29 protein-coding genes are annotated in these 26,961 nt (G+C 70.7%); 17 read left to right on the top strand and 12 right to left on the bottom strand.

The window, feature by feature from the left end:
- Positions 1-127 precede the first annotated feature (127 nt).
- The 7 genes from pafA to ACGWYL_RS14310 all read left to right on the top strand — a co-directional run bounded on the left by pafA (position 128) and on the right by ACGWYL_RS14310 (position 8,226).
- Entirely contained in the window at positions 128-1,489 is a 1,362-nt protein-coding gene (gene pafA / locus ACGWYL_RS14340) for a Pup--protein ligase (RefSeq protein ID WP_179424306.1), read from the top strand.
- 96 nt (positions 1,490-1,585) lie between these two features.
- Positions 1,586-2,467 carry an FKBP-type peptidyl-prolyl cis-trans isomerase gene (locus ACGWYL_RS14335; protein ID WP_179424307.1) on the top strand — a complete coding sequence of 294 codons (882 nt, stop codon included), beginning with the start codon at positions 1,586-1,588 and terminating at the stop codon, positions 2,465-2,467.
- Positions 2,468-2,477: 10 nt separating this feature from the next.
- Positions 2,478-3,434: a YafY family protein gene (locus ACGWYL_RS14330; RefSeq protein ID WP_179424308.1), complete on the top strand. Its 957-nt coding sequence runs from the start codon at positions 2,478-2,480 to the stop codon at positions 3,432-3,434.
- Positions 3,431-4,402 carry a helix-turn-helix transcriptional regulator gene (locus ACGWYL_RS14325; protein WP_395487528.1) on the top strand — a complete coding sequence of 324 codons (972 nt, stop codon included), beginning with the start codon at positions 3,431-3,433 and terminating at the stop codon, positions 4,400-4,402. Before ACGWYL_RS14330 ends, ACGWYL_RS14325 begins: the two co-directional genes overlap by 4 nt.
- A gap of 2 nt (positions 4,403-4,404) precedes the next feature.
- Entirely contained in the window at positions 4,405-4,638 is a 234-nt protein-coding gene (gene tatA / locus ACGWYL_RS14320; RefSeq protein ID WP_179424310.1) for a twin-arginine translocase TatA/TatE family subunit, read from the top strand.
- A gap of 5 nt (positions 4,639-4,643) precedes the next feature.
- Positions 4,644-5,486 (top strand): twin-arginine translocase subunit TatC, encoded by an 843-nt coding sequence (gene tatC / locus ACGWYL_RS14315; protein ID WP_269302291.1) that lies wholly within the window; start codon positions 4,644-4,646, stop codon positions 5,484-5,486.
- 19 nt (positions 5,487-5,505) lie between these two features.
- A complete protein-coding gene (locus tag ACGWYL_RS14310; protein ID WP_395487527.1) occupies positions 5,506-8,226 on the top strand; it encodes a DEAD/DEAH box helicase in 2,721 nt (906 codons plus the stop codon).
- On the opposite strand, the gene ACGWYL_RS14305 is transcribed toward ACGWYL_RS14310, so the two are convergent.
- Genes ACGWYL_RS14305 through ACGWYL_RS14295 form a run of 3 tightly spaced genes read right to left on the bottom strand, consistent with a single transcriptional unit; the run spans position 8,216 to position 11,128 of the window.
- Positions 8,216-9,118: a 5'-3' exonuclease H3TH domain-containing protein gene (locus ACGWYL_RS14305; RefSeq protein WP_395487526.1), complete on the bottom strand. Its 903-nt coding sequence runs from the start codon at positions 9,116-9,118 to the stop codon at positions 8,216-8,218. The genes ACGWYL_RS14310 and ACGWYL_RS14305 overlap by 11 nt on opposite strands.
- The gene (locus ACGWYL_RS14300) at positions 9,115-9,516 is read right to left on the bottom strand and encodes a PLD nuclease N-terminal domain-containing protein (RefSeq protein WP_179424313.1); all 402 of its coding nucleotides are present in this window, start codon (positions 9,514-9,516) and stop codon (positions 9,115-9,117) included. The genes ACGWYL_RS14305 and ACGWYL_RS14300 overlap by 4 nt, the downstream gene beginning before the upstream one ends.
- 52 nt (positions 9,517-9,568) lie before the next feature.
- Positions 9,569-11,128 (bottom strand): M28 family metallopeptidase, encoded by a 1,560-nt coding sequence (locus ACGWYL_RS14295; protein ID WP_395487525.1) that lies wholly within the window; start codon positions 11,126-11,128, stop codon positions 9,569-9,571.
- Positions 11,129-11,208: 80 nt separating this feature from the next.
- On the opposite strand from ACGWYL_RS14295, the gene ACGWYL_RS14290 reads away from it, so the two are divergent.
- Genes ACGWYL_RS14290 through ACGWYL_RS14280 form a run of 3 tightly spaced genes read left to right on the top strand, consistent with a single transcriptional unit; the run spans position 11,209 to position 14,457 of the window.
- The gene (locus tag ACGWYL_RS14290) at positions 11,209-12,288 is read left to right on the top strand and encodes a M24 family metallopeptidase (RefSeq protein ID WP_395487524.1); all 1,080 of its coding nucleotides are present in this window, start codon (positions 11,209-11,211) and stop codon (positions 12,286-12,288) included.
- Positions 12,285-13,778, top strand: coding sequence for an apolipoprotein N-acyltransferase (gene lnt / locus ACGWYL_RS14285; RefSeq protein ID WP_395487523.1), 1,494 nt, complete (start codon positions 12,285-12,287; stop codon positions 13,776-13,778). The genes ACGWYL_RS14290 and lnt overlap by 4 nt, the downstream gene beginning before the upstream one ends.
- Positions 13,738-14,457 carry a polyprenol monophosphomannose synthase gene (locus ACGWYL_RS14280; RefSeq protein ID WP_269302279.1) on the top strand — a complete coding sequence of 240 codons (720 nt, stop codon included), beginning with the start codon at positions 13,738-13,740 and terminating at the stop codon, positions 14,455-14,457. The genes lnt and ACGWYL_RS14280 overlap by 41 nt, the downstream gene beginning before the upstream one ends.
- On the opposite strand, the gene ACGWYL_RS14275 is transcribed toward ACGWYL_RS14280, so the two are convergent.
- The 5 genes from ACGWYL_RS14275 to ACGWYL_RS14255 all read right to left on the bottom strand — a co-directional run bounded on the left by ACGWYL_RS14275 (position 14,447) and on the right by ACGWYL_RS14255 (position 19,342).
- Positions 14,447-14,836, bottom strand: coding sequence for an RNA polymerase-binding protein RbpA (locus tag ACGWYL_RS14275; protein WP_179424317.1), 390 nt, complete (start codon positions 14,834-14,836; stop codon positions 14,447-14,449). The two genes, ACGWYL_RS14280 and ACGWYL_RS14275, sit on opposite strands and share 11 nt — an antisense overlap.
- A 76-nt stretch (positions 14,837-14,912) precedes the next feature.
- Complete coding sequence (locus ACGWYL_RS14270; protein WP_179424318.1) at positions 14,913-16,265, bottom strand: MFS transporter; 1,353 nt, start codon at positions 16,263-16,265, stop codon at positions 14,913-14,915.
- Positions 16,262-17,023, bottom strand: coding sequence for a glycerophosphodiester phosphodiesterase family protein (locus tag ACGWYL_RS14265; RefSeq protein WP_395487522.1), 762 nt, complete (start codon positions 17,021-17,023; stop codon positions 16,262-16,264). Before ACGWYL_RS14265 ends, ACGWYL_RS14270 begins: the two co-directional genes overlap by 4 nt.
- A gap of 53 nt (positions 17,024-17,076) precedes the next feature.
- Complete coding sequence (locus tag ACGWYL_RS14260) at positions 17,077-18,615, bottom strand: UDP-N-acetylglucosamine 1-carboxyvinyltransferase (protein WP_179424320.1); 1,539 nt, start codon at positions 18,613-18,615, stop codon at positions 17,077-17,079.
- A gap of 79 nt (positions 18,616-18,694) precedes the next feature.
- Complete coding sequence (locus ACGWYL_RS14255) at positions 18,695-19,342, bottom strand: MBL fold metallo-hydrolase (protein ID WP_395487521.1); 648 nt, start codon at positions 19,340-19,342, stop codon at positions 18,695-18,697.
- Positions 19,343-19,359: 17 nt separating this feature from the next.
- Here ACGWYL_RS14255 and ACGWYL_RS14250 point away from each other — a divergent pair, with 17 nt between their 5' ends.
- The 3 genes from ACGWYL_RS14250 to ACGWYL_RS14240 are packed head-to-tail and all read left to right on the top strand — an operon-like array spanning position 19,360 to position 21,679.
- A complete protein-coding gene (locus ACGWYL_RS14250) occupies positions 19,360-19,854 on the top strand; it encodes a phosphoribosyltransferase (protein WP_179424321.1) in 495 nt (164 codons plus the stop codon).
- Positions 19,855-19,898: 44 nt separating this feature from the next.
- Entirely contained in the window at positions 19,899-21,005 is a 1,107-nt protein-coding gene (locus tag ACGWYL_RS14245) for a serine hydrolase domain-containing protein (protein ID WP_395487520.1), read from the top strand.
- A 53-nt stretch (positions 21,006-21,058) separates the two neighbouring features.
- Entirely contained in the window at positions 21,059-21,679 is a 621-nt protein-coding gene (locus ACGWYL_RS14240; protein WP_179424323.1) for an alpha-ketoglutarate-dependent dioxygenase AlkB, read from the top strand.
- Here the strand turns inward: ACGWYL_RS14240 and ACGWYL_RS14235 are convergent.
- The gene (locus ACGWYL_RS14235; RefSeq protein ID WP_179424324.1) at positions 21,645-22,055 is read right to left on the bottom strand and encodes a MauE/DoxX family redox-associated membrane protein; all 411 of its coding nucleotides are present in this window, start codon (positions 22,053-22,055) and stop codon (positions 21,645-21,647) included. The two genes, ACGWYL_RS14240 and ACGWYL_RS14235, sit on opposite strands and share 35 nt — an antisense overlap.
- 15 nt (positions 22,056-22,070) lie before the next feature.
- Positions 22,071-22,589 carry a GNAT family N-acetyltransferase gene (locus ACGWYL_RS14230; RefSeq protein WP_395487519.1) on the bottom strand — a complete coding sequence of 173 codons (519 nt, stop codon included), beginning with the start codon at positions 22,587-22,589 and terminating at the stop codon, positions 22,071-22,073.
- 101 nt (positions 22,590-22,690) lie between these two features.
- On the opposite strand from ACGWYL_RS14230, the gene ACGWYL_RS14225 reads away from it, so the two are divergent.
- The 4 genes from ACGWYL_RS14225 to ACGWYL_RS14210 are packed head-to-tail and all read left to right on the top strand — an operon-like array spanning position 22,691 to position 25,244.
- Positions 22,691-23,293, top strand: a complete 603-nt coding sequence (locus tag ACGWYL_RS14225; RefSeq protein WP_179424326.1) for a DUF2975 domain-containing protein — start codon at positions 22,691-22,693, stop codon at positions 23,291-23,293.
- On the top strand, positions 23,293-23,517 hold the full coding sequence (locus ACGWYL_RS14220; RefSeq protein WP_179424327.1) for a helix-turn-helix transcriptional regulator: 225 nt from the start codon (positions 23,293-23,295) through the stop codon (positions 23,515-23,517). The genes ACGWYL_RS14225 and ACGWYL_RS14220 overlap by 1 nt, the downstream gene beginning before the upstream one ends.
- 27 nt (positions 23,518-23,544) lie before the next feature.
- Positions 23,545-24,564 (top strand): LLM class flavin-dependent oxidoreductase, encoded by a 1,020-nt coding sequence (locus ACGWYL_RS14215; RefSeq protein ID WP_269302264.1) that lies wholly within the window; start codon positions 23,545-23,547, stop codon positions 24,562-24,564.
- Between the two features lie 26 nt (positions 24,565-24,590).
- The gene (locus ACGWYL_RS14210; RefSeq protein WP_269302262.1) at positions 24,591-25,244 is read left to right on the top strand and encodes a 4a-hydroxytetrahydrobiopterin dehydratase; all 654 of its coding nucleotides are present in this window, start codon (positions 24,591-24,593) and stop codon (positions 25,242-25,244) included.
- Between the two features lie 6 nt (positions 25,245-25,250).
- On the opposite strand, the gene ACGWYL_RS14205 is transcribed toward ACGWYL_RS14210, so the two are convergent.
- On the bottom strand, positions 25,251-26,489 hold the full coding sequence (locus ACGWYL_RS14205) for an RNA polymerase sigma factor (RefSeq protein WP_395487518.1): 1,239 nt from the start codon (positions 26,487-26,489) through the stop codon (positions 25,251-25,253).
- On the bottom strand, positions 26,489-26,914 hold the full coding sequence (locus ACGWYL_RS14200; protein WP_395487517.1) for a YciI family protein: 426 nt from the start codon (positions 26,912-26,914) through the stop codon (positions 26,489-26,491). Before ACGWYL_RS14200 ends, ACGWYL_RS14205 begins: the two co-directional genes overlap by 1 nt.
- Positions 26,915-26,961: the final 47 nt, after the last annotated feature.

The following is a 26,961-nucleotide window of genomic DNA, read 5'->3' as shown; positions in this document are numbered from 1 at the left end:
TGCCATCCTGCGCCTCCGGCCGCCGGTTGGGAAGTCCCCCATGTGAGACGGGTCACACGCGCGTCACGGATCGGGACGGCCCGTCGAGATGCCGTGCGCGTGCGGCATGCGGGTCTAGGCTGGCGGCATGGACCGGCGGATCTTCGGGATCGAGAACGAGTACGGCGTCACCTGCTCGTTCCACGGACAGCGCCGCCTGTCGCCCGACGAGGTCGCCCGCTACCTGTTCCGACGCGTCGTCTCGTGGGGCCGCAGCAGCAACGTGTTCCTGCGCAACGGCGCCCGGCTCTACCTCGACGTGGGCAGCCACCCCGAGTACGCCACGCCCGAGTGCGACGACATCGTCGACCTCGTCACCCACGACCGGGCGGGGGAGCGGATCCTCGAGGGCCTCATGCTCGACGCGCAGCAGCGCCTGGCGGAGGACGGCGTCGAGGGCGACATCTACCTGTTCAAGAACAACACCGACTCCGCCGGCAACTCCTACGGCTGCCACGAGAACTACCTCGTCAGCCGCGGCGGCGAGTTCAGCCGGCTGGCCGACGTCCTGATCCCGTTCCTGGTCTCGCGCCAGATCATCTGCGGAGCGGGCAAGGTCCAGCAGACCCCGCGCGGCACGGTCTTCAGCGTCAGCCAGCGCGCCGAGCACATCTGGGAGGGCGTCTCGAGCGCCACGACACGCTCGCGCCCGATCATCAACACGCGCGACGAGCCGCACGCCGACGCCGAGCGCTTCCGCCGGCTGCACGTCATCGTGGGCGACTCGAACATGAGCGAGACCACGACGATGCTCAAGGTCGCCACCACCGACCTGGTGCTGCGGATGATCGAGAGCGGCGTCACGATGCGCGACCTCACGCTCGAGAACCCGATCCGGGCCATCCGCGAGATCTCGCACGACATGACCGGCCGCCGCAAGGTCCAGCTGGCCAACGGCCGCGAGCTGTCCGCGCTGGAGATCCAGGCCGAGTACTTCGCCAAGGCTGCCGAGTACATCGACCGCAACGGCCTCCACTCGCCCACGATCGATCGCACGATGGACCTGTGGGAGCGCACGCTCAAGGCCGTCGAGAGCGAGGACCTCACCCTCGTCGAGCGCGAGATCGACTGGGTCATCAAGTACCGGCTGCTCGACCGCTACCGCACGCAGCGCGGCCTCTCGTGGGCCGATCCGCGGATCGCGCAGCTCGACCTGGCCTACCACGACATCCGCCGCGACCGCGGCCTGTTCTACCTGCTCGAGAGCAAGGGGTCGGTCGCGCGCGTCACGAAGGACCTCGACGTCTTCACGGCCAAGTCGGTGCCGCCGCAGACCACGCGCGCGCGGCTGCGCGGCGACTTCATCGCCCGGGCGCAGGAGCGCCGGCGCGACTTCACGGTCGACTGGGTCCACCTGAAGCTGAACGACCAGGCCCAGCGCACGGTCCTGTGCAAGGACCCGTTCCGGTCACAGGACGACCGGGTGCAGCGCCTCATCGACTCGATGTGATCTCTCAGTCGATCCTTGGGATCAGCCGTTAGTGTGGCCACGGCATCGATCCCCAGGAGGAACATCACCGTGCGTCGTACTGCTCTCGTGGTCGCCATGGCCACTGCATCCCTCGTCCTCGCCGGCTGCGGCGGGGGCAACGACCTCGACGGGATCGAGGTCTCCAAGGGCAGTACCCCGAAGGTGAAGGTCGAGGCCGACTACACCACCGAGAAGACCGAGTCGCGTGTCGTCTCCGAGGGTGGCGGCGACGAGGTCGCCGACGGTGACACCATCAAGATCAACTACATCGCGATCAACGGCCGCACCGGCAAGGAGTTCGACAACTCCTACGAGAACGAGTCGCCGATGACGCTCACGCTCAACGAGAAGACGGCGCTGCCGGGCTTCTACAAGGGTCTCGTCGGCCAGGACATCGGCTCGCGCGTGCTGGTGTCGGTGCCCGCCAAGGACGGCGTCTCGCTGCTGCAGAGCGCGGAGTCGCTGGGCCTGGAGAAGGACGACACGATGGTCTTCCTGTTCGACCTCGTCTCCAAGGTGCCCACCGAGGCCAGCGGCACGGCGCAGAAGGCCCCGGCCACGCTGCCCAAGCTGACCTACGACAAGGACAAGCACCCCGAGAAGTTCGCCAAGACGAAGAAGACGGCGGACGAGGTCAGCAAGTCCAGCTCCGCCGTCCTCATCAAGGGCAAGGGCGAGAAGGTCGAGAAGGGCGCCGTCCTCAGCGTCCAGTACGTCGGCCAGCAGTACCCCGACGGCGAGGTGTTCGACGCCTCCTGGGCCACCGGCCCGCGTCAGATCTCGATCGCCGAGGGCTCGGCCATCCCGTGCTGGAGCGACCAGATCCCCGGTCACACGCTCGGCAGCCGCATCGTGGTCACGTGCTCGTCCGAGGACGCGTACGGCAAGGACGCCAAGAAGAACGGCCAGCCCGACGGGCCGCTGATCTTCGCGGTCGACCTGCTCGACGCCAGCTAGTCTGTCGCTCATGGCCCAGCGGAAGACCGAACGGTTGATGAACCTCGTCTTCACCCTCTTGGCCACCAGCCAGTACCTGACGAAGGAGCAGATCCGCTCCTCCATCGCGGAGTACCGCGAGGACACCGACGTGGCGTTCGAGCGCAAGTTCGAGCGCGACAAGCAGGAGCTGCGCGACCTCGGCCTCGAGATCGAGACGGGCACGTTCGACGCGCTCGGCGGCGTCACCGGCTACCGGCTGCTGCGCGCGGAGGTGGAGCTGCCCCAGATCGACCTCACGGTCGAGGAGGCCGCCGTGATCGGACTGGCGGGCCAACTGTGGGACCACGCCGGCATGGCCGCCGAGTCCACCACGGCGCTGGCGAAGCTCAAGGCGATCGGCAACGACTTCGACCCCTCGGTGCTGCGCATGACCGAGGCGCGGCTGCGCGCCGAGGAGCCCGCCTTCGACGCGGTCTTCGACGCCACGGGTCGCCGGATGCCGATCGCGTTCGAGTACCGCCGTCCCGGGGGTGAGACCTCGGTGCGCCACCTCGAGCCGTGGAGCATGACCTCGTTCCGCGAGCACTGGTACGTCGGCGGCTTCGACCGTGACCGCGACGGTCCGCGCCTGTTCCGGCTCTCGCGCATCGTCGGCGACGTGAAGCCCGACGGCGAGCCGGGGGAGTACGAGGTCCCCGACGAGGTCAACATGAAGAAGGTCGCGCGCGCCCTCCAGCCGCCGGTCCCCGACGAGTCCGCGGTCCTGCGGGTCACCGCGGGTCGCGGCCAGTCGCTGCGCCGTCACGCCGTGCGCATCGACCGGATCGACGAGGCCACCGACGAGGTCGAGGTCGCGTTCGCCGTCGTGGCGGACCTCGCCGCCGAGATCGCGTCCTACGGACCCGACGCCGTCGTCGTGTCGCCGCCCGCGCTGCGCGACGCCGTGATCGACCGGCTGCGCGCCGTCGCGGAGGTGCACGCATGAACCCGTCGCTGAAGCAGGTCGTGCGGATGCTGGCGATGGTCCCGTACCTGCAGAGCAACCAGGGCATTCCGCTGGCAGACCTCGCCCGCGAGTTCAAGATCAAGCCGGCCCAGGCCCAGCGTGAGCTGGAGATCATGATGCTCACCGGCTGGGGCGAGTACCACGGCGAGCTCATCGACTTCGACGTCACGGCGCTGCAGGACGAGGGCGTGGTCTACATCCGCGACGCCGAGTTCATGGCGCGGCCGCTGCGCATCTCGCGCAGCGAGGCCGCCGCGCTGATGGTGGCGCTGCGCACCCTGCGCCAGTCCGCCGCCGGCGACCAGGCCGCCGTGATCGACTCGGCGCTGGCCAAGCTCGGCGAGGCCGCCGGGACGCCCGTGGACACGCCCGTCGACGTCCTGCTGCCCGACGTCGACCCGGCCGTCCAGACGGCCGTGGCCGAGGCGCTCGCGGGCAAGCGACAGCTCCACATGGTCTACGCCACCGAGACGCGCGACGAGCAGACCGAACGAGTCGTCGACCCGCACCGCGCGTTCACGCAGGACGGTCACCGCTACCTCTCGGCCTGGTGCCACAAGGTCGAGGCCGACCGCCTCTTCCGCGTCGACCGGATCGTCGCGGCCACGGTCCTCGAGGCACCGGTGACCACCGACGCCGACGAGCGCACGCGGCTGGAGGACCTGTTCCCGCAGGGCCCCGACACGCCCTCGGTGCTCGTGGAGATCGCGCCCGACGCGGAGTGGCTGTTCGACCAGTACCGCATGGACGTGGTCGAGGAGCGGCCCGACGGATCGGTCCGGGCCCGCCTGTTCGGCAGCGATCCCACGTGGCTGCGGCGTGTCGTGATGCGGGCCGGCGGACGGATGCGCGTGGTCGAGCCGGGTGGCGTCGCGGACGACGTGAGGGGCTCCGCCCGGTCAGCACTGGCCGCGTACGATGAAGGAAGTCCCGACCAAGGAGTTTGACCATGCCCAACCTCGGCGCCACCGAGATCCTCATCATCCTGGGGATCGTGATTCTGTTGTTCGGCGGTCGCAAGCTCCCCGAACTCGCCCGCGGCTCCGGCCGTGCGCTGCGCATCTTCAAGTCCGAGCTGCGTGAGAGCGAGCAGGAGGAGAAGCAGGCCGGCGACGCGCCTCGCTCCATCGAGCGCACCACCGACCCGGCCGCCACCGACCGCCGCGACGACCCCACCCGCTGACCCGGGTGGCCCTCGGATTCGGTCGGGCCGGGCGCAAGCCCGGCCCCGGCGGCGAGATGCCGCTGATGGACCACCTGGCCGAGCTGCGCTCGCGCCTCATGAAGGCGCTCGCCGCGATCGTCCTCGGCGTCGTGGTCGCCTGGTACTTCTATCCCGAGATCCTCGACTGGCTCACCGCCCCGTACGAGCAGGTCCGTCCCGCCCTCGAGCAGGAGGGGATCGACACCGAGCTCGTCGTCACCGGCATCGGTGGCGCGTTCCAGTTCCAGCTCAAGACCAGCGTCGTCGCCGGTCTCGTGCTGTCGAGCCCGATCTGGATGTGGCAGATCTGGGCGTTCGTCCTGCCGGCGCTGCACCGCCACGAGAAGCGGGCCGCGCTGCTGCTGACCGCCACCTGCGTGCCGCTGTTCCTCGGCGGCGCCTGGATCGGCTACTGGACGTTCCCGAAGGCCATCGAGCTCCTCGTCGGCTTCGCGCCCGAGGGCTGGACCAACCTGCTGAACGGCGCCGACTACCTGAGCTTCGCCACCCGGATGATCCTGCTGTTCGGCGTGGGCGCGCAGATCCCCGTCGTGGTGGTGATCCTCAACCGCATGGGCGCGGTCAGCGGCGCCCAGCTGATCCACGCCCGGCCGTGGATCATCGTCGGCATCTTCTTCTTCGCGGCCATCGCGACGCCCACCGTGGACCCCGTGACGTTCCTGTTCCTGGCCATCCCGATGAGCTTCCTGTACTTCATCTCGGAGATCATCGCGCGCGTCACGGACCGCAAGCGGGGGCGGACGGCGCGGTCGCTCGACGACGACGAGGCGTCGACACTGGACGCTCCGAGGGGCCTCGACGACTGAGCCTCCGTAGGCTGGAGGCATGTCCACCCCGGCCGAGCAGTACGCCCGATTCCGCAAGGACCAGAAGCACCCGCACGTCGCGGCCTTCCGAGACCTCTACCCGTTCGGGCTGGACGACTTCCAGGTGCGCGCCTGCGAGGCGCTCGAGGACGGCCACGGCGTGCTCGTCGCGGCCCCCACCGGGTCGGGCAAGACCCTCGTCGGCGAGTTCGCGGTGCACCTGTCGCTGGCCACGGGCCGCAAGTGCTTCTACACCACGCCGATCAAGGCGCTGTCGAACCAGAAGTTCAGCGACTTCGCGGACCGGTACGGCCCCGAGAACGTCGGCCTGCTGACCGGTGACAACACGATCAACGGCGAGGCGCCGATCGTCGTCATGACCACCGAGGTCCTGCGCAACATGATCTACGCGGGCTCCTCCACGCTGAACAACCTCGGGCACGTGGTGATGGACGAGGTGCACTACCTCGCCGACCGCTTCCGCGGTGCGGTCTGGGAGGAGGTCATCATCGGCCTCCCGCCGTCGGTCTCGATCGTGTCGCTGTCGGCCACCGTGTCCAACGTCGAGGAGTTCGGCGCTTGGCTGCACGAGGTGCGCGGCGCGACCGAGACGATCGTGGAGGAGCGCCGGCCCGTGCCCCTGCACCAGCATGTGCTCGTCGGCCGCAAGATGTTCGACCTGTTCGAGCCGAACTCGACCGAGGTCAACCACACGCTGGAGCAGATGGCCCGCGACGACGCCCAGTGGAACCGTGCCTTCGCCAAGAACCGCTCGCGGCGCCCCGCGAAGGGCGGCAAGCGTCCCCGCAGCCGCCACCGCACGCCCGACCGCATCGACATCGTCCTCAAGCTGGAGTCCGAGGGCATGCTGCCGGCCATCGTCTTCATCTTCAGCCGGGCGGGCTGCGCCGCCGCCGTGGAGCAGTGCCTGGCGGCCCGCTTGATCCTGACCACGCAGGAGGAGCGCGAGGCAATCCACGAGCACGTCGACGCCGCGTGCGCGCACCTGCCGGACGACGACCTGGCCGTGCTGGGCTTCCACGAGTTCCGCGAGGGCATCGGCCGCGGCATCGCGGCGCACCACGCCGGCATGCTGCCCACGTTCAAGGAGTGCGTCGAGGACCTCTTCAGCGCCGGGCTCGTGAAGGTGGTCTTCGCCACCGAGACGCTGGCTCTCGGCATCAACATGCCGGCCCGCTCGGTCGTCGTCGACCGCCTCACGAAGTGGAACGGCGAGAACCACGTCGACGTCACGCCGGGGGAGTACACCCAGCTCACCGGCCGCGCCGGCCGCCGCGGGATCGACGTCGAGGGTCACGGCGTCGTGCTGTGGCAACCGGGACTGGACGCGCGGCACGTCGCCGGCCTGGCCTCCACGCGCACGTATCCGCTGAACTCGTCGTTCCGTCCGTCGTACAACATGGCGGTCAACCTCGTGCACCAGGTGGGACGCGAGCGCGCCCGCGAGCTGCTGGAGCAGTCGTTCGCGCAGTTCCAGGCCGACCGCGCCGTGGTGGGTCTCGCCCGCAAGGTCCGCAAGGCCGACGAGGCGATCGAGGGCTACCGCGAGTCCGTGCACTGCGAGCTCGGCGACTTCATGGAGTACATGCGGCTGCGTCGCCGGCTCAGCGACCTCGAGTCGGCCGGCTCCAAGTCCCGCCGTGCCGCGAAGCGCGAGGAGGCGCTCGAGTCGCTCACCCGGCTCAAGCGCGGCGACGTCATCAATGTGCCTGCCGGGAAGTTCTCCGGACTCGCCGTCGTGCTCGATCCCGACACCGGCAACCGCGAGGGCCCACGCCCGATGGTGCTGACCGCCAACCGTCACGCCCGGCGGCTGGCCGTCGTGGACTTCCCGACGCCGGTCGACTCGCTCATGCAGATGCGCATCCCCAAGTCGTTCAATCCCCGCGACGCGCAGTCGCGGCGCGACCTGGCCTCCTCGCTGCGGAACCGCGCCGGCCACCTGGCGGAGTACCCGACGGCCTACCGCGACGGACCGACCGCGGAGGATCCGCGGATCACCGAGCTGCGGCGCGAGCTGCGCGACCACCCCTGCCATGCGTGTCCCGACCGGGAGTCGCACGCACGGTGGGCCGAGCGCGCGTTCAAGCTCGAGCGCGAGACCGACAGCATGCGACGCCGCGTGGAGCAGCGCACCAACACCGTCGCCCGCCAGTTCGACCGCGTGTGCGAGGTGCTGGACACGCTCGGGTACCTCGACGGCGACGAGGTCACGCCCGAGGGCCGCCACCTCCAGCGGATCTACGGCGAGTCCGACCTCGTGGTGAGCGAGTCGCTGCGCCACGACGTGTGGGGCGGACTGTCCCCGTCGGAGTTCGCGGCCGTCGCCAGCGGCCTCACCTACGAGGCCCGCAACTCCGAGGAGGCGCCACCGGCGCGGTTCCCGACGAAGGCGGTGGCCCAGGCGGCCGAGTCGATGGGCCTGCTGTGGCTCCAGCTCGACCAGCTGGAGCGCGACCACCGGCTGTCGTTCCTGCGCAAGCCCGACTTCGGCTTCGCGTACGCGGTCTGGATGTGGTGCGAGGGCACGAGCCTCGACCTCGTGCTCGGCTCGGCCGACATGGCCGCGGGCGACTTCGTGCGCGCCATGAAGCAGCTGATCGACACGGTCGCGCAGATCGCCGACGCCGCCGGTGCCGGCCCGCTGCGCGACACCGCGCGCGCGGCGCTCGACGAGCTGCGGACGGGCGTGGTGGCCTACTCCAGCGTCACGTCGTGACGGACTGGAGCAGCCGGTCGACGGGACCCGCGACGTTCCACTGCTCGCCGAACGCGCGCAGGGCGGGCTCGTCGATCACCCCGGTCACGGGGTCGGCCAGGTCGAGGTCGGGGCGCACGGTGACCACGCGCACCGCCGCGTCGATGTACTCCGAGCTGTCCAGCAGCGACTGGCGGATCCGCGGCCGCAGCGAGGACGACGGATCGGCCGCCGCGGCCCGGATGCCGTCGAGGTCGGCGTACTCGTTCAGCAGCGTCGCGGCGGTCTTGTCGCCGATGCCCGGGACGCCCGGCAGGCCGTCCGACGCGTCGCCGCGCATCACGGCGAAGTCGACGTACTGGTGCGGCTCGATCCCGTACTTCTCGCGCACCCACGCCGCGTCCACTACGTCGTGCTTGCTGACGCCCCGTGCCGTGTAGAGCACGCGGACGTCGCGCTCGTCGTCGACCAGCTGGAACAGGTCGCGGTCGCCGGTGACGACGTCGATGCCGGTCTCCCAGCGGTGGACCAGCGTGCCGATCACGTCGTCGGCCTCTGCCTCCGGGGCGCCCACCACGGTGGCGCCGGCGAGGGTCAGCGCCTCGGCGATGAGCGGCACCTGGTGCGAGAGCAGGTCGGGCGTCTCCTCGGTGCCCGCCTCGGGATCGGCGAGCCGGTGCGTCTTGTAGGTGTCGAGCAGCTCGACGCGCCACGCCGGACGCCAGTCGTCGTCCCACGCCGCGACGACGGCGGCGGGATCGTAGCGGTCCTGGAGCGTGGCGAGGAAGTCGAGGATGCCGCGCACGGCGTTCACGGGGCGGCCGTCGGCGGCCTTGATCGAGTCGGGAACGCCGTAGAAGGCGCGGAAGTACAGGCTGGCGGTGTCGAGCAGGAGCAGTCGCGAAGAGCTCATGGGGTGGGTTCGCCCTCCTGGGCGTCTCGGGATCGTTGCTGCTCACGATAGGCCCGGCGCTGCTCCTCGGCCCGCTCGCGCAGGCTCCTCAGGAACGCCTCGTCGGCCTCGGGGTCGGCCGGGACGTGGCGACCGGGACGGTCGTACTCGGGGAAGCGCGAGGCCGCGACCGAGGCCGAGGTGTTGCCCTTGTAGGGCAGGTCGCGCGTGGTCGTGGCGGGCCGTCCGACGGCCAGCCAGGCGAGCGATCCGACGAGCGGGAGGAGGATCACGACGATGAGCCACAGGGTCTTGGGCAGATGCCGCACGGCGTACTCGTCGGAGGTGATGACGTCGACGAGGCAGAAGACCCAGAGGGCGAGAACGATCAGGCTCCCGACCGACCCGAAGAGGAACATGCACGCATGATGGCACGCTCGGGGCGGTGCGGGAGCCTGATCGACTCAGTTGTCAGCGGGTCTTGAGGTGACCGTGCTGGTGGTGGACGTGCGCCTTCCCCTTCGCCTGGGCCTTGCCCTGGGCGGCCTTGCGGCTGCCGTCGGGGTAGAGGCCCTTCTTGGAGAACGTCAGGGTGGCCACCGCGAAGGCCGCGGCGTCGCCCATCTCGTGCAGGGCCTTGACGCTGAGGTTCGTCATGTCGTCGCAGGCCTGGTGGTAGCACGGGTCGTACGCCACGCCGGCCGTGCCGCCGTACAGCGCCACCTGCTCGGGCGTCTTCACGCCCTCGGCGCCGGTGAACAGGCCGCCGGCCGGGATGCCGACCTCGATGAACGGACCGTAGTCCGAGCGGCCGTCGAAGGCCGTCGGCTCACTGGCCAGTCCCTGGCTGTCGAACCAGTCCGTGAAGACCTGCTCGATCTCGCCCGAGCCGGCGGGACCGGGGTCACCGTCGGAGCCGTCACCGTCGTACACGAACCGCGCGTAGTTCGGCGAGCCGATCATGTCGAAGTTCAGGTTGGCGTAGATCCGCGACAGCTCGTCCTCGGACAGGTTGGCCACGTAGTGCTCCGAGCCGAGCAGGCTCAGCTCCTCCGCGCCCCAGAAGGCGAAGCGGACCGGGCGCTGGAGGTTCTTGTAGAGCCCCGTGCTGCTCAGCTGCCGGGCGATCTCGAGGATGCCGGCCGAGCCGGACCCGTTGTCGTTGATGCCGGGACCCTCGGGAACGCTGTCGAGGTGGGCGCCCACGACGACGACCTGGTCCTTGTTCTTGATCTTCTTGAGCTCGGACGCCGGAACGTCCGCGAGCACGTTGTAGGTCGTGCGCTCGAGGTCGGACTCGACGTCGGTGGTCAGCGTGCCCGTGGGCGTGCCGGCCGCGACGAACTCCGCGCCCTGCTCGTAGCTGATGCCCGACACCGGCACGGACTTCGGGGCGCCGAGCGTGCCGGCGACCACATCGGTGCGTCCGGGCTGGCCCTCGTTGAAGACGAGCACCGCGTCGTAGCCGGCGGCCACGGCGTTGTCGACCTTCACGGCGAAGTCGCAGGTGCCGCGCTGGACGAGCGCGATCGCGTCCTCGGCGGGCGCCGGCGCGAAGTCGGCAGGCTCACAGCCGGAGTTGCTGCTCCCGGCCTCGGGACCCGGCGGGATCTGGACGTCGTTCGTGGGGATGATCGGGCCCGTGACGCTGCCGCTCGCGGAGTACGTGAACACCGCGTTCTCGATCTCCTTGCCGCCGACGGTGAGCGTGGCGGGAGTGAGCTCCTGGAAGAACGGGAACGTGAACTCCTGGACCGTGACCTTGTACCCGGACTTCTTGAGCTCGCGCGCCACGTACTCGACCGAGGCGTCGTAGCCGGGGAGGCCGGACGCCCGGTTCCCGCCGTTCGCGTTCGCGATGGCCTGGAACTGGCGCAGGTGCTTCAGGATGCCGTTGACGGTGACCGCCTTGGTCAGCTTGGTGGCCTGACCCTTCGGTGCCGTCGGGCCGGACTTCGCGACCGCGGGTGACGCGGTGACGAGTCCAGCGGTGAGGATTGCCGCCGATGCGGCGATGACTGCCTTCTTCATGGATCCCCCGATCCGTTGGGTGGTGCAGATAGTGCCTACGGTCACACAGGTTCGTCGGGAGCGCCAGATAGCCTTTCGCTGTGACTGAACGCCTCGACCGCGCCCGACTCCTCGCCGGACAGAACGGCATCGACGCCCTTCTCGTGACCCCGGGGGCCGACCTGCGCTACCTGACCGGCTACGCCGCCAAGCCCCTGGAACGGCTGACGTGTCTCGTCGTGACCCAGCGGGGATCGCACCTCGTCGTGCCCGGCCTCGAGCGTGCCGCGGCCGAGGCCGCGGGGGTGACGATGCCCATCGTCACGTGGTCCGAGCTCGACGACCCGTTCGCGCTCGTCGCCGAGCTGACCGGCAGCGCCTCGGTGGTGGCGGTCGACGACCAGATGTGGGCGTCACGGGTGTTCGCGCTGCAGGAGGCCATGCCCGAGGCCGGCTTCGTGCTCGGCGGTCAGCTCGTGTCGGCGCTGCGCACGGTGAAGGAGCCCGCGGAGGTCGACGCCCTGCGCGACGCCGGCGCGGCGATCGACCGCGTGCACGCGCGCATGGGGGAGTGGCTGCGTCCCGGCCGCACCGAGCGCGAGGTCGGCTCCGACATCGCCCGCGCGATCGTCGAGGAGGGCCACGAGCAGGTCGACTTCGTGATCGTCGGCTCCGGGCCCAACGGCGCCTCGCCGCACCACGAGGTCTCCGACCGGGTCATCGGCGCGGGCGAGCCGGTCGTCGTCGACATCGGCGGCACCAACGCCGCGGGCTACTGCTCGGACTCCACCCGCAACTACGTCGCCGGCGGCGAGCCCGACCCGGGCTACCTGGCGATGCTCGAGGTCCTGCAGCGCGCCCAGCAGGCCCAGCTCGAGTACGCCAGGCCGGGCGTCACGGCCGAGTCCGTCGACGCGGTCGGCCGCCGGATCATCGCCGACGCCGGCTACGGCGACCGCTTCATCCACCGCACCGGTCACGGCATCGGCCAGGAGACGCACGAGGAGCCCTACATCGTCGAGGGCAACGACCTCGAGCTCGAGCCGGGCATGGCGTTCTCGATCGAGCCGGGAATCTACGTCGAGGGCCAGTGGGGAGCCCGCATCGAGGACATCGTCGTGTGCACCGAGGATGGCGTCGAGGTCCTCAACAACACGCCGCATCATCTCGTCCGGCTGTGAGACAGGTCCTCGCGGCGGCGCTGCTCGGCGTCGTCTCCGCGGCCGCGTTCGAGCCGCTCGCCCTGCCGGGCGTCATGCTGCTGGCCGTCGCCGGCTACCTCTTCGTCGTCCGCACGCTGCGTGACGCGCCCGTCCGACGGGTGCTGCTCGTGGGACTCGTCTTCGGGCTCGCGTTCATGGGCCCGCTCATCTGGTGGATGAACGCGGTCGACCCGTGGGCATGGGTGGCGCTCGTCGCGATCGAGGCCCTGCTGATCTCGCTGATCACGTGGGTGCTGCGGGCCGCCGTCCAAGCTCCCTGGTGGCCCCTGTGGGCGGCCGCGGTCTGGACCGCGGGCGAGCAGCTCCGCGGCAGCTTCCCCCTCACCGGGTTCCCGTGGGGACGGCTGGCGCACACCGCGATCGACGCCCGCTTCGAGGGCTGGGTGCGCCTGGTCGCGCTGCCCGCGACCTCGTTCCTCATGGCGCTCACGGCGGGCCTGCTGGTCGTGGCGGTCACGCAGCGCCGCGTGCTCGTGCTGGCCGTCGCCGTCGCGATCCCGTCGATCGGGCTGCTCCTGCCGGTCGGCATCGCCGACGGGGGAGCGACGAGGACCGTCGCCGTGGTCCAGGGCAACACCCCGGGTCCGTTCCTGCAGTGGCCACGGGCCGAGATCTTCCGCCTCCACGTGGCCGAGACCGAGCGGATCGACCGGCCGGTCGACGCCGTGATCTGGCCCGAGAACGGCTCCGACCTCGACGTGCTGAACAACGCGTACGCGCGCGACGAGGTCACCCGGCTCTCGCGTGAGGTCGGCGCGCCGATCCTCGTGGGGGCGATCCTCGACGGTCCCAGCCCCGACACCGCGTACAACGCGTCGGTCCTGGTCGACGAGAACGGGCCGAAGCAGGACGTCTACCTCAAGCAGTACCCCGTGCCGTACGGCGAGTACGTGCCGTTCCGCGAGCAGCTCGGCTCGCTCGTGCCGCGGTTCGACCGCGACATCCCGCGCGACATCCTGGCCGGCGACGAGCCCGGCGCGATGAGCCTCGACGGGCTGACGATCGGCCTGACGATCTGCTGGGACATCGCGTACGACGGCGCGGTGCACGGTGCGGTCGATCTCGGCGCCGAGATGCTCGCCGTGCAGACCAGCAACGCCAGCTTCATGGACTTCGGCCAGGGCGTGCAGCCGCAGCAGCAGTGGGCGATCTCGCGGCTGCGGGCCATCGAGACCGGGCGGTGGGTCGCGGTCGCGTCCACCAACGGCATCTCGGGGATCGTGGACCCGGAGGGGCACGTCGTGGGTCGCGCCCCGGAGAAGGAGCCCGCCACCGTCATCGCCGACGTGCAGGCGGCCGAGGGCACCACGCCCGCCACGCGCTACGGATCGTGGTGGACCATGGTGATCTACGTCATGTCCGTGGCAGGATGGGTCCTCGGTAAACGCCAGTTACGAAGGAGCGGCCGTGAAGACGCTGGTCATCATCCCGACCTACAACGAGGCTGACAACGTCGGCTGGATCACCGACAGCGTCCTGACGGAGCAGCCCGAGGTCGAGATCCTCGTCGCGGACGACAACTCGCCCGACGGCACGGGCGACATCGCCGACAAGCTGGCCGAGGCCGACCCGCGCATCCACGTCCTGCACCGCGAGGGCAAGGAGGGCCTCGGCGCCGCCTACAAGGCCGGCTTCGCCTGGGGTCTCGAGCGCGACTACGACGTGCTCGTGGAGATGGACGCCGACGGATCGCATCGGCCGGAGGACCTCGGGCGGCTGCTCGACTCGGCGCGTACCGGCGTCCCGCTGACGCTCGGCTCGCGCTGGGTGCCCGGCGGCTCGGTCGTCAACTGGCCCAAGCGGCGCGAGGCGCTGTCGCGCGGGGCGTCGCTGTACGCCCGGCTCATGCTGAACCTCGGCGTCAAGGACGCCACCGCCGGCTTTCGCGCCTTCCGTCGCGAGACGCTCGAGGCGATCGATCTTGCGGCCGTCGAGTCGCAGGGCTACTGCTTCCAGATCGACATGACCCGGCAGACCCGCCTGGCGGGGCTCGAGGTGGCCGAGGTGCCCGTCACCTTCGTCGAGCGGGTGCACGGTCAGTCGAAGATGAGCCTCGACATCGTGAAAGAGGCCCTCACACGGGTGACCGTGTGGGGCCTCTTGCGGATGAATCCGTTCAGGCGCTGACGGACTTCTTCCGGGACTTGCTCTTGCGGTGCAGGTGCGGCGGGCCGATCTCGCCACCGCGCAGCATCTCCAGCCGCTCGGTGAGGATCTCCTCGAGCTCCTCCTCGGAGCGACGCTCCAGGAGCATGTCCCAGTGCGTGCGCACCGGCTTCTCCTCCTTGGCGTCCGGCTCGGCGCCGCCGACGCGGCGTCCCATCTGGCCGGTCTTCGGGTCTTCCCACTCGGCCGGAACCTCAGCCTCGTCCGACATCGTCACCGTGAACGTGTGGCCGTCGGCGCACACGTATTCGATCTGCTGACGCGGTGCCATCTCGACTCCGCGCTCGTCCTCGAAGCTCTGGGCTCCCAGCCGCGCTCCGCGCAAGGCTCGTTCTGCCATGGTCGGTCCCCCTTCTGGTGGTGTCCGTCCATTCCAACGTACGACAGATCCGTGAGATTCCCCTGAGAGCGACCTTTCAGCCCTCGGCGCTGTGACGACGCGCACGGTCCTCGACGTGCGCCGGCACGCGCAGGAGCAGCAGCAGGCCGAAGCCCAGAACCACCATGATCCCGGCGATTCCCCAGCGATCGGTCTCGGTGTCGAGCAGGAGGTTGCCGGCCCAGATGCTGATGGCGAAGAACAGGGGCGCCATGAACGACACGGCGCGGCCGGTCATGGCGTAGAGGCCGAAGTTCTGTCCCTCGCGGCCGGGCGTGGTGATGCGCGTGAGGTAGGTGCGCGAGGCCGACTGGGCGGGCCCGACGAACAGGCACAGGCCCAGGCCGAAGATCCAGAACATCCGCGGCCCGTCGACGAACAGCAGCACGAGGCCGCAGACCAGCATCGAGGCGAGCGAGAACACGATCACGGCACGCGGGCCGATCCTGTCGTCGTAGCGGCCGGCCAGCAGGGCGCCGGCGGCCGAGATCACGTTGGCGGCGACGCCGAACAGGATCACGTCGTCCTCGCGGATGGAGTAGACCGAGACGGCCAGGACGGCGCCGTAGGCGAAGACCCCGGCGAGCCCGTCGCGGAAGAACGCACTCGCGATGAGGAACTTCAGGGTGTCGCGGTCCTCGCGCCACATCGTGGTGACGTCGTTCCAGATGCCGCGGTAGGAGTCGGCGATGCTGACCTTCGGGGCGTCCGCGTTGGCCGTGGCCGGAAGCTCGGGGACCTTCAGGAACAGCGGGATCGCGAAGACCAGGAACCAGACGGCCGCCAGCAGCGCGATGAGGCGGATGTTCATCCCGTTCTCGGACGGAACGCCGAGGAAGCCGCGGGTGTCACCGTCGCCGGCCACGAAGCCGAAGTAGCAGATCAGCAGCAGCACGATGCCGCCGAAGTAGCCCATCGCCCAGCCGAAGCCGGACACGCGGCCGACGTCGTCGGGCGTGGAGACCTGGCGCAGCATCGCGAAGTACGGGACCTGGGTGAGCTCGAAGATCACCGAGCCGGCGGCCATCAGGGTGAGGCCGAGCCACAGGAAGTGCCAGTCGTTCTCGACGAAGAACAGCGACGCCGTGATGACGACGACCGCCATCGTGAGCCAGAACAGGCTCTTCTTGCGGGCACCGCCCGCGTCGGTGCGGCGGCCGAGCGCCGGGGCGATGATCGCGATGAGCACGGCTCCGGCCGCGCTCGACAGGCCCAGCCACGTGCTGGCGCGGAACGGCCCGGGGACGTCGTCGCCGACGCCCTCGACGAGGTAGACCGAGAAGATGAAGGTGACGATGACGGCGTTGAACGCCGCGGAGCCCCAGTCCCACAGCCCCCACGCGACCACGCGGCCGCGGTCGCGGCGGGTGGCGACGACCTCCTCGCTCATGGGGCCTCCGTCCACTGGCCGCGCTCCTGCAGCACCTGCTTGAGCAGGTCGGTGCGGTCGGTCATGATCCCGTCGACGCCGAGCTCGGCGAGACGGTGCATCTCGGCGGGCTCGTCGACGGTCCAGACGTGCACGTGCTTGCCGGCGCGGTGGGCCCGCCGCAGGAAGCGCGGCGTCATGACGCGGGCGCGGCCGTGCCGGACGGGCACCTGGAAGATCAGCGGGGCCGCCGGGACGCGCCCGGTCAGCACCATCTGGGCGACCTCGCGCGACGAGGCCGAGGTGACCACCCGGGGGAGTCGAGCGCGCATCCGGACGAGCCGCGCGTGCGAGAAGGAGGCCAGGCAGATCCGGTCGAGGATGCCGAGCCGCTCCACGAGGTCGGTCGTGGCGTCGACCGAGTCGTCGGCCTTCACGTCGATGTTCCAGCGCGCCTCGGGCAGGGCCTCGACCAGCGTCTGGAGCCGCACGATCGGCTCGCGGTCGCCGAGCAGGGCCTCGTCGATCTCGGCGGAGTCCAGGTCGGCGATCGCGGCGTCCCGTCCCAGCAGCCGGTCGAGCTTGGCGTCATGGCACGCGTACACGACGCCGTCGCGGCTGCAGCGCACGTCGGTCTCCATGTACCGGTAGCCCAGCTCGTAGGCATGGGTGAACGCGGCGAGCGAGTTCTCGATCCCGAGGTTGGCCTCGACGGTGGCGCCACCCCGGTGCGCGAACGCGATCGGCGGGGCGGGCTCGAGGTACGGCGGTGTCCTCACGCGACCAACCTAGGCCACCGCGAACGGGCGGTGGCGCAGGTCGGTCGAACGCGTCAGATGTCGCGGAACGTCTCGATCTCGGCGCCGAGCGCGTTGAGGCGCAGGGCCAGGTCCTCGTAGCCGCGGTTGATGACGTAGACGCTGCGCAGCACCGACGTGCCCTTCGCCGCGAGCATCGCGATGAGGATGACCACGGCGGGCCGCAGCGCGGGCGGGCAGACCAGCTCAGCGCCGCTCCAGTGCGTGGGTCCCTCGATCAGGACGCGGTGCGGGTCGAGCAGCTTGACCTGCGCGCCGAGCTTGTTGAGCTCGGTGAGGTAGATCGCGCGGTTCTCGTAGACCCAGTCGTGCAGCATCGTCTGGCCCTCGGCCTGCGCCGCGATGACGGCGAAGAACGGCAGGTTGTCGATGTTGAGTCCGGGGAACGGCATCGGGTGGATCTTGTCGATCGGCGCTCGCAGCGTTGACGGGTGCGTCGTGATGTCGACCAGGCGCGTGTGGCCGTTCTCGGCGAGGTACTCCTCGGAGCGCTCGTAGCGGAAGCCCATCTCCTCGAGCAGCGCGAGCTCGATCTCCATGAACTCGATCGGGACGCGGCGCACGGTGATCTGCGAGCTGGTGACGATGGCGGCGGTGATGAGGCTCATCGCCTCGATCGGGTCCTCGCTGGGCGCGTAGTCGACGTCGCCGCGGATGTCCTGCTTGCCGGTGACGCGCAGCGTGGTGGTGCCGATGCCCTCGATCCGGACGCCGAGGCGCTCCAGGAAGAAGCACAGGTCCTGGACCATGTAGTTCGGGCTGGCGTTGCGGATGACCGTGACGCCGTCGTGGCGGGCGGCGGCCAGCAGGGCGTTCTCGGTGACGGTGTCGCCTCGCTCGGTCAGCACGATGGGGCGCTCGGGCGCGACGCCGCGGGCGGCGGAGGCGTGATAGCTGCCGTCGGTGGCGACGACCTTGAGGCCGAAGGGACGCAGGGCCGTCATGTGCGGCTCGACCGTGCGGGTGCCGAGGTCGCAGCCGCCGGCGTAGGGCAGGTCAAAGGTGTCGACGCGGTGCATGAGGGGGCCGAGGAACATGATGATGCTGCGGGTGCGGCGGGCGGCCTCGGCGTCCATCTTCGCCAGGTCGAGGCGCTCGGGGACGACGAGCTCGAGGTCGTTCTGCTCGTTGAGCCACGTGGTGCGGACGCCGATCGACTCCAGCACCTCGAGCAGGCGGTTGACCTCCTCGATGCGGGCGACCTTGCGCAGCACGGTGGTGCCGGTGTTCAGCAGCGCGGCGCACAGCAGCGCGACCCCGGCGTTCTTGCTGGACTTGACGTCGATGCTGCCCGAGAGCGTGGTGCCGCCCTTGACACGCAGGTGGCTCGGGCCGGCCGCGGGGGCCACGCTCACGAGCTCGGAGTCGAGGGCCGATCCGATCCGCGCGAGGGTGTCCAGCGTGAGGTTCTGCTGGCCCTTCTCGATGCGGTTGATGGCGCTCTGGCTGGTCTTGAGCTCGGTGGCCAGCTGGGCCTGGGTGAGGCCGGAGTGCTGACGCGCGTCGCGGATCAGGGTGCCGATCCGGGCGAGGTAGGAGTCGCTCTGGGTCATGAACTCCAGCGTATATCAGTTGTGAGATAAAGCCAGTCTGCGCCCTGTGAGTGTCGCCACCGTCGAGCCCGCCTCGCGATCAGAGGGCGAGGACGCCGTCCTGGGGGAGTCGCTGGAGGTCGTCGACGCCGCCGTGGCCCTCCACGTGGGTCCAGTAGATCCCGTACGCGACCTCGGAGATCGTGCAGTCGTGGATCGGGAACGCGGTGCGCGGCGCGACGGCCTGCACGAACTCCACGGTCTCGCTGACCTTCGCCCACGGAGCGGAGAGCGGGAGCGCGAGGATGTCGACGCCGTCGGGCCGGTACTCGTAGGTGTCGCCGGGGTGGAACAGCGTGGGCTCGCCGTCGGCGGTGACGAGGACGCCGACGTTGCCGACGCGGGGGAGCGCCGGGAGGATCTCGGCGTGACGCGAGCCGACGCCGGTCACGGTCAGCCCTCCGACCTCGAACGTCAGGTCCGGGCCGGTGCGCTCCCAGTCGTCGAGGGTGGCCGCCGTCTCGGGCTCGGCCAGCAGCCGGGCGCCGGGGTTGGCCTCGACGAGCGAGCCGATCCGGTCGCGGTCGAGGTGGTCGGCGTGCTGGTGGGTCACGACGATCGCGTCGAGGCCGGTGAGGGCGAAGGTGGCGGGCGCGCTGAACGCGCCCGGATCGATCAGGATGCGGGTCCCGGCGGCCTCGACGAGGACGGCGGCGTGCCCGAAGCGGGTGACCTCCATGGTCGTCATCGTGCCACGATGGGCGCATGGACCACGAGCGCGAGATCCTCACCTGGGACACCTACGGCGTGGCGGTCCGCGAGCTCGCCCAGGCCGTGGCCGACTCGGGCTTCGAGCCCGACATCGTGCTCGGCATCGCCCGCGGCGGCCTGATCCCCGCCGGATCGGTCGCGTACGCGCTGGACTGCAAGCACCTCTTCACGATGAACGTCGAGTTCTACACGGGCGTCGGCACGACGCGCGACGAGCCCACCCTGCTGCCGCCGTTCCTCGACCTCGCCGAGCTCGACGACCTGTCGGTGCTCGTCGTGGACGACGTCGCCGACAGCGGCAAGACGCTCGAGCTCGTGGTCCGGGTGTGCTCCGAGCACGCCGGCGCGGTGCGCTCGGCGGTCATCTACGAGAAGCCCCGCACGCTGCTGACGCCCGACTACGCGTGGCGCCGCACCGACCAGTGGATCAACTTCCCCTGGTCCAGCGAGCCCGTCATCACGCCGCGCACCGGCGTCGTGGACGCCTGAGGCCCGCGGTGTCGGCCCCCGACGTGTCGCGGACGATGCGCGACGTGGCCTCGAGGATGGCCGTGTCCGGCGCCGTCTGGGCCACCGTCCGCGGCCCGCGTCAACAGGTGGAGATCGGCTCCGCGCGGCCGCTGGGCCCCGACACCATCTTCCGGATCGCCTCGATCACCAAGCCGATCGTCGCGGTCCTCGCGCTGCGACTCGTCGACGAGGGCCTGCTCGAGCTCGACGCCCCGATGGACCGGTGGCTGCCCGAGTTCGCCGACCGCCGCGTGCTCCGCACCCGCGGTGGGCCGCTCGACGACACCGTGCCCGCCGCGCGACCGACCACGCTGCGCGACGTCCTGGCGATGGGCTCGGGGCTGGGCTGGGACATGACGGCGGGACCGGACGATCCGCTGCTGGGCGAGTACCAGCGACTCGAGCTGGCCTCGGCGTGGCAGCCACCCGTGCTGCGACCCGACCGGTGGGCCGAGCTCGCGGGCTCGCTGCCGATGGCGCACCAGCCGGGGGAGGGCTGGCTCTACCAGTTCTCCTACGACGTGCTGGCGGTGCTGATCGAGCGGGCGACGCGCCGCCGCCTCGACCTCGTGCTGCGCGAGAAGGTGCTGGACCCCCTCGACATGCACGACACCGGCTACACGGTGGAGCTCACCGAGGTCGACCGCGTGCCGTCCTCGTGGTTCCCGAACCGGCGGGGCGAGTTCGTCGAGGTCGCCCCGTGGGGCGACCCGCGCCTGATGAACGTGCCTGTCTTCCGCTCGGGCGCCACGGGCCTGCTCTCGACGGCGGCCGACCTGGCGCGATTCGTGCAGATGCTGCTGCGCGGTGGACGCGGTCCGCGCGGTCCCGTGATCTCGGCGAGCTCGTTCGCCGCCCTCACCACCGACGCGGTGGGCGAGGCCGCCTCGGCGATGGCTCACGAGTTCCTGGAGCCGAACCGCACCTGGGGCCTGGGCGTCGGCATCGACCTCGACGCGCGCCACCCGGGCTCGCACCCCGGCCGCTTCGGCTGGGACGGCGGCACGGGAACCAGCCTGTGGGTCGACCCCGTGTCGGGCGTCGGTGGCGTCCTGCTGACGCGCCAGGGGATGGGCTCGCCGGAGCCGCCGGAGCACCTCGACGCCTTCTGGGACGCCGTCCACGCGTGACACGCCGGGGCCGGTTCGAACGCACGTTCGGTGAATCGGCGTAACGTGGGGCCATGTGGTTCCAAGGCTCACTGCTCGACGGTGACGCAGGCGTCCGTGTCGGCCCGCTCGACCGCGTGCAGCGTCACGAGCTGTCGCACGGGGCGTGGGTCGACACGCTGCCTGGCTGGGTGAGCGGCTCGGACGAGCTGTTCGAGACCCTGCGCACCGAGGTGCCGTGGCGCGAGGAGCGCCGCGAGATGTACGAGCGCGTCGTCGACGTGCCGCGGCTGCTGTGCTTCTACGGCCCTCGCCGTCCGCTGCCGCATCCCGCCCTGGAGGAGGCGCGCGACGCGCTGTCGGCGCACTACGCGGCCGAGCTCGGCGAGCCGTTCGTCACCGCGGGCCTGTGCTACTACCGCGACGGCAACGACTCGGTGGCCTGGCACGGCGACCGCATCGGCCGCAGCCGCACCGAGGACACGATGGTCGCGATCCTGTCGCTGGGCGCCGAGCGGCGGCTGAGCCTGAGGCCGGCCGGTGGTGGCCCGCAGACCGGCTTCAGCCTCGGGCACGGCGACCTCTCGGTCATGGGGGGCAGCTGCCAGCGCACGTGGGAGCACGCGATCCTCAAGACCGCGCGCCCGGTCGGTCCCAGGATCAGCGTGCAGTTCCGCGTCGCCGGCGTTCTCTGACCAGCTCCAGGGCATCGGTCGACCACAGCGCCCAGATCACGAGCACGGGCTGGAAGAACAGCCGGATCAGCCGAGCGCGGTCGCTGTTCAGCGTGAACGCGTCGACGCCGTTGACGTACTGCGAGACGTTCCCGGGAAACACCGCGACGAAGAAGGCCGCGGCGACGAGGCCGATCACACGGCGGTGACGCGGGATCGCCATGAGGGCCGCGCCGAGGGCGATCTCGACGATGCCCGACACCACCACGACGAGGTCCTCGTCGAGCGGGATGCTGTTCGGCACCTGCGCGTCGAACTCGTCGCGGGCGAACGTCAGGTGACCGACGCCCGCGAACGCGAGCACGGCGCCGAGCAGGAGGCGGGCGATCGTCTTCATGGCCACGACGCTAGGTCAGTCGCCGGCGATCCGCTCGTAGAGCACGTGGTCGTGCCAGGTCCCGGCGAGCCGCAGGTAGTCGCGCGCGACGCCGAACTGCGTGAAGCCGTTCTTCTCCAGCACGCGCTGGCTGGAGACGTTGTCGACGCGGGTGCCGGCCTCGATCCGGTGCAGTCCGAGGCGCACGAAGGCGAGCTGGACGATCTCGTCCACGGCCGTGCTGGCCAGCCCGCGGCCCTGGTGCGCCTCGTCGACGTAGTAGCCGAGGACGCCCTTCATCGACGGGCCGCGGACGATCTCGTTGAGGTTGATCCGGCCGACCACGGAGTCGTCGGGGCCGAGGATCACTCGCGGGAAGGAGACGCCCTCCTCGTAGCGGCGCAGCGCGTCCTGGATGATCGCGCGCTGGCCCTTGGTGGTGAAGTAGACCTCCGGCCGCCTCGGCTCGAGGCCGGCCCAGGCCTCGCGGTTGCGGCGCAGGACCCCCGCCAGGGCTTCCGCGTCGGTCGTGGCGACGAGACGGGTGACGGCCATGGCGTCAGTCTGGCAGGCGCGGCACCCGGGGGAGAGGACCTTGACCGGCATCACATATCGTGTTTCGATAACATCGAGAAACGATATGGAACGGAGCTCCCATGAAGGCACCTCTCGGCACCGCCACCCGCTCGGACCAGTGGCTCGTCATCGTCCTGTCCGCCATCGTGAGCGTGGCCACGGTCGTGACCGCCGCGCGGCGGGTCGTGGAGATCCTCCCGAACCAGGACGTTCCCGTGGAGGTGCAGTTCGACCCGACCACCCAGCCGATCACGATCGAGGGCGTCGGGACGGTCTCGGCCGAGATCGACCGCGCCACCGTGACGGTCCCGGACCTGCCGATCGTGAGCTGGCTGGCGGCCCTCGCCGGCGTCATCGTGCCCGCGCTGGCGATCGTGGCGATCATGGTCTGCGTCGCCTGGCTGTGCCGTCACCTGATGACCGGGGAGTTCTTCAGCCGGACCAACACGCGGCTGCTGACGTCGATCTCGATGCTGATCCTCGTCGGCTGGGTGGCCGACCTCGTGGGGAGGACGTTCGCCGGCAACTCCGCGCTGGCCCGTCTCGCCGAGGACGGCGAGGGATTCGCGCTGTCGACGACCTTGCCCCTGCAGTACCTGTTCGTCGCGATCGTCGTGGGCTGCATCGCCGCCGCGTTCCACGCGGGGGAGCGGATGCAGCGCGACGCCGAGGGGCTGGTCTGATGCCGCCGGAGGACGACGAGCACCGGGTGCACTGCCGGCTCGACGAGCTGCTCGCCGCGAGGGGGATGACGCTCACGCGGCTGGCCGAGATCGTCGGCGTCACCGTGGTGAACCTGTCGGTGCTGAAGAACGACCGCGCTCGGGCGATCCGCTTCACGACGCTCACGGCGATCTGCGACGCGCTCGACTGCGAGGTGGGCGACCTGCTCGTGGTGTCGGAATGATTCGCGGCGCGAGGCGTTGACGCAGACATGAAGAACATCGGCTTCCTGTCCTTCGGGCACTGGTCCGACTCGCCGCAGTCGGCCACGCGGAGCGCGTCGGACACGCTGCTGCAGTCCATCGACCTCGCGGTCGCGGCCGAGGAGCTGGGAGCCGACGGCGCCTACTTCCGCGTGCACCACTTCGCCCGCCAGCTGGCCTCGCCGTTCCCGCTGCTGGCCGCCGTCGGCGCGCGCACGTCACGCATCGAGATCGGCACCGGCGTGATCGACATGCGGTACGAGAACCCCCTCTCCTTCGCCGAGAACGCCGCGGCGGCCGACCTCATCTCCGGCGGCAGGCTGCAGCTGGGGATCAGCCGCGGATCACCGGAGCAGGTCATCTCCGGCTACCGCTACTTCGGGTTCGAGCCGCCCGAGGGCATGAGCGACGCCGACATGGCCCGAGGCCACACGCAGGTGCTGCTGGAGGTGCTCAAGGGCGAGGGCTTCGCCGAGCCGAACCCGAGGCCGATGTTCCCGAACCCGCCGGGCAAGCTGCGCATCGAGCCCCACTCCGAGGGTCTGCGCGACCGCATCTGGTGGGGTGCCGGCTCGCGCGCCACCGCCGAGTGGACCGCGGAGCAGGGGATGAACCTCATGAGCTCGACGCTGCTGACCGAGGACACCGGTGTGCCGTTCCATCAGCTGCAGGCCGAGCAGATCCAGCGCTTCCGCGATGCGTGGAAGGAGGCCGGCCACGAGCGCGAGCCGCGCGTGTCGGTGAGCCGCAGCATCTTCCCGATCGTCTCCGACCTCGACCGCGCCTACTTCGGCCACGAGTCGCGCAGCACCGACCAGGTGGGCTTCCTCGAGGGTGGCTCGGCGCGGTTCGGTCGCACCTACGCCGCCGAGCCCGACGTGCTGGCCCAGGAGCTCGCCGAGGACGAGGCGATCGCGGCGGCGGACACCCTGCTGCTCACGGTGCCGAACCAGCTGGGCGTCGACTACAACGCCCACGTCCTCGAGAGCCTGCTGACCCACGTCGCGCCCGCGCTGGGCTGGCGCTGATCGCGGGCGCGGTCGATGCTGGGCTCATGAGCACGCTCGACGTCCCGACGATCATCGCCGCGGGCCTGGACGACTGGCGCCCCCTCGTCCACAGCCTGCACACCCGGTACCGCACGGGGGACTTCGCCACGGGCCTGGAGTTCGTCGTCGACATCGGTGCGGCGGCAGAGGCCGCGAATCACCACCCCGACGTGAAGCTGACCTACACGCACGTGGACATCCAGCTGCTCAGCCACGACTCGGGCGGCATCACCGAGCGCGACCTCGAGCTCGCTCGCACCATCAGCGACCTCGCGGCCGAGCGGTCGCTCGAGGCCGACCCGAGCCGCCTGACCACGGTGGAGATCGCCCTGAACGCCGTGGACAAGGACGCCATCGGCCCCTTCTGGGCCGCGGTGCTGACCGGCGACCCGGGGGCCTACGCGAACGACGAGGTCACCGACCCCACGGGGCAGGTGCCGCTGCTGTGGTTCCAGCCGACCGAGTCGCGCACCGAGGTTCCGCCGATGTGCTTCCACCTCGACGTCTGGATCCCGGTGGGCCAGCTGCCCGCCCGGATCGAGGCCGGGGTCGCCGCCGGCGGCCGGATCTTCGACGACTCGGAGTCGCCGTCGTTCGTGGTGCTGGAGGACGCCGAGGGCAACAAGGCCTGCCTCTGCACCGTCATGGATCGCGACTGACCGACTTCAGGAGGGGGAGAGCTCGGCGGCGCGCTGCTCGAGCCAGGCCCGCTCCAGCTCGTTCCCCGCGAGCTCGGCGGCCGCAAGGAACTCGCCCCTCGCCTCGGCCGTGCGCCCGAGCCGCCTGAGCACGTCGGCGCGCGTGCTGGCCACGAGGTGGCTGCGGCCGAGTCCGCCGTCCGCGGCGATGCGGTCGATCTCCTCCAGTGCCGGCTCGAGTCCGTCCTCGGTCATCGACAGGGCCGCGGCGCGGTTGAGCCGCACGACCGGACCCGGGACGAGCGCGGACAGCGCGTCGTAGAGGACGAGGATCCGCTCCCAGTCCGTGCGATCGAACGACGGGGCGGTGGCATGACACGCCGCGATGGAGGCCTGGAGGGCGTACGGGCCGCGACCGCGACCGAGGGCGTCCACCTGCTCCAGCGCCGTGAGTCCTCGCGCGATCTGGCCGCGGTCCCACAGCCGCCGGTCCTGGTCGGCCAGGGTGACCGGCTCGCCGCGACGGTCGGTGCGTGCCGCGAACCGCGAGGACTGCAGCTCCATGAGCGCGACCAGTCCGTGCACCTCGGGCTCGCGGGGGAGCAGGCGCGCCAGGACGCGGCCGAGCCGCAGTGCCTCGTGCGCGAGGTCGCGGCGCACCCACCGGTCGCCGCCGCTGGGGGCGTAGCCCTCGGTGAAGAGCAGGTAGGTGACGGTGAGGACGGCGGCGAGCCGCGTCGGCCACTCGGTGTGGTCGGGGACCTCGAACGGGACGTGGGCCTCCGCGAGAGTGCGCTTCGCGCGGACGATCCGCTGCTGGACCGCGGGCACCGAGGTGACCAGCAGTCGGGCGATCTCGGTCGTGGAGAGACCGGCGACCACGCGCAGCGTGAGGGCCACCTGCGCCTCGCGCGCCAGCACGGGGTGACAGGCGGTGAAGACCAGTCGCAGCAGGTCGTCGTCGATCGGCTCCCACGCCAGGTCGTCCTCCTGCTCGAGCCGGTGGGCGATCGTCCGATGCCGCTCGTCGAGGGCCTCGCGCCGGCGCCAGCCGTCGATCGCGCGGCGCTTCGCCACCGTGGTCAGCCACGCCCCCGCGTTGCGGGGGACGCCCGACTCGGGCCACACCCGCAGCGCCTCGGCGACCGCGTCCTGGGCGAGGTCCTCGGCCTCGGACAGGTCGCCCGTCATGCGGGCGAGCGTCGCCACGACCCGCGGACCCTCGATGCGCCAGACGGCATCGAGGGTCGCGGTCAGGTCGTCCATCAGACGGTGCCGAGCTGCTCGCGCCAGCCGGCCTCCTTCTGCACGTACTCGTTGTCGGCGTAGTCCTCGAAGTCGGACTCGTCGGTGATCCGGCGCACCTCGAGCTTCGAGCCCGGGCCCACCGGGCAGCGCTTGGCCCACTCGACCGCCTCCTCGCGCGAGGCCACCTGCAGCACCCAGAAGCCGTTGAACAGCTCGTGGGTCTCGCCGTAGGGCCCGTCGGTGACGATCGGCTCCTCGGCCGAGAAGTCGACGACGAAGCCCTCCGACGGATCGGTCAGGCCGTCGCCGCCCGCCATCACGCCGGCGTCCATCAGCGCCTCATTGTAGGCGCCCATCCGGTTGATGATCTCCTCGAAGTCGACCTCCTTCGAGGCGGCCAGCGCCTCGTCGGTGGTGCGCATGATGAGCATGTACTTCTTCATGATCAGGTCCTCTCGGGTGGGCGCCTCGTGCGCCCTCACCATGACGT

The organism is Aeromicrobium sp. JJY06, assembly GCF_044069275.1.
Classification (GTDB): Bacteria; Actinomycetota; Actinomycetes; order Propionibacteriales; family Nocardioidaceae; genus Aeromicrobium; species Aeromicrobium tamlense.
This window is presented reverse-complemented; position numbering and strand designations above follow the sequence as displayed.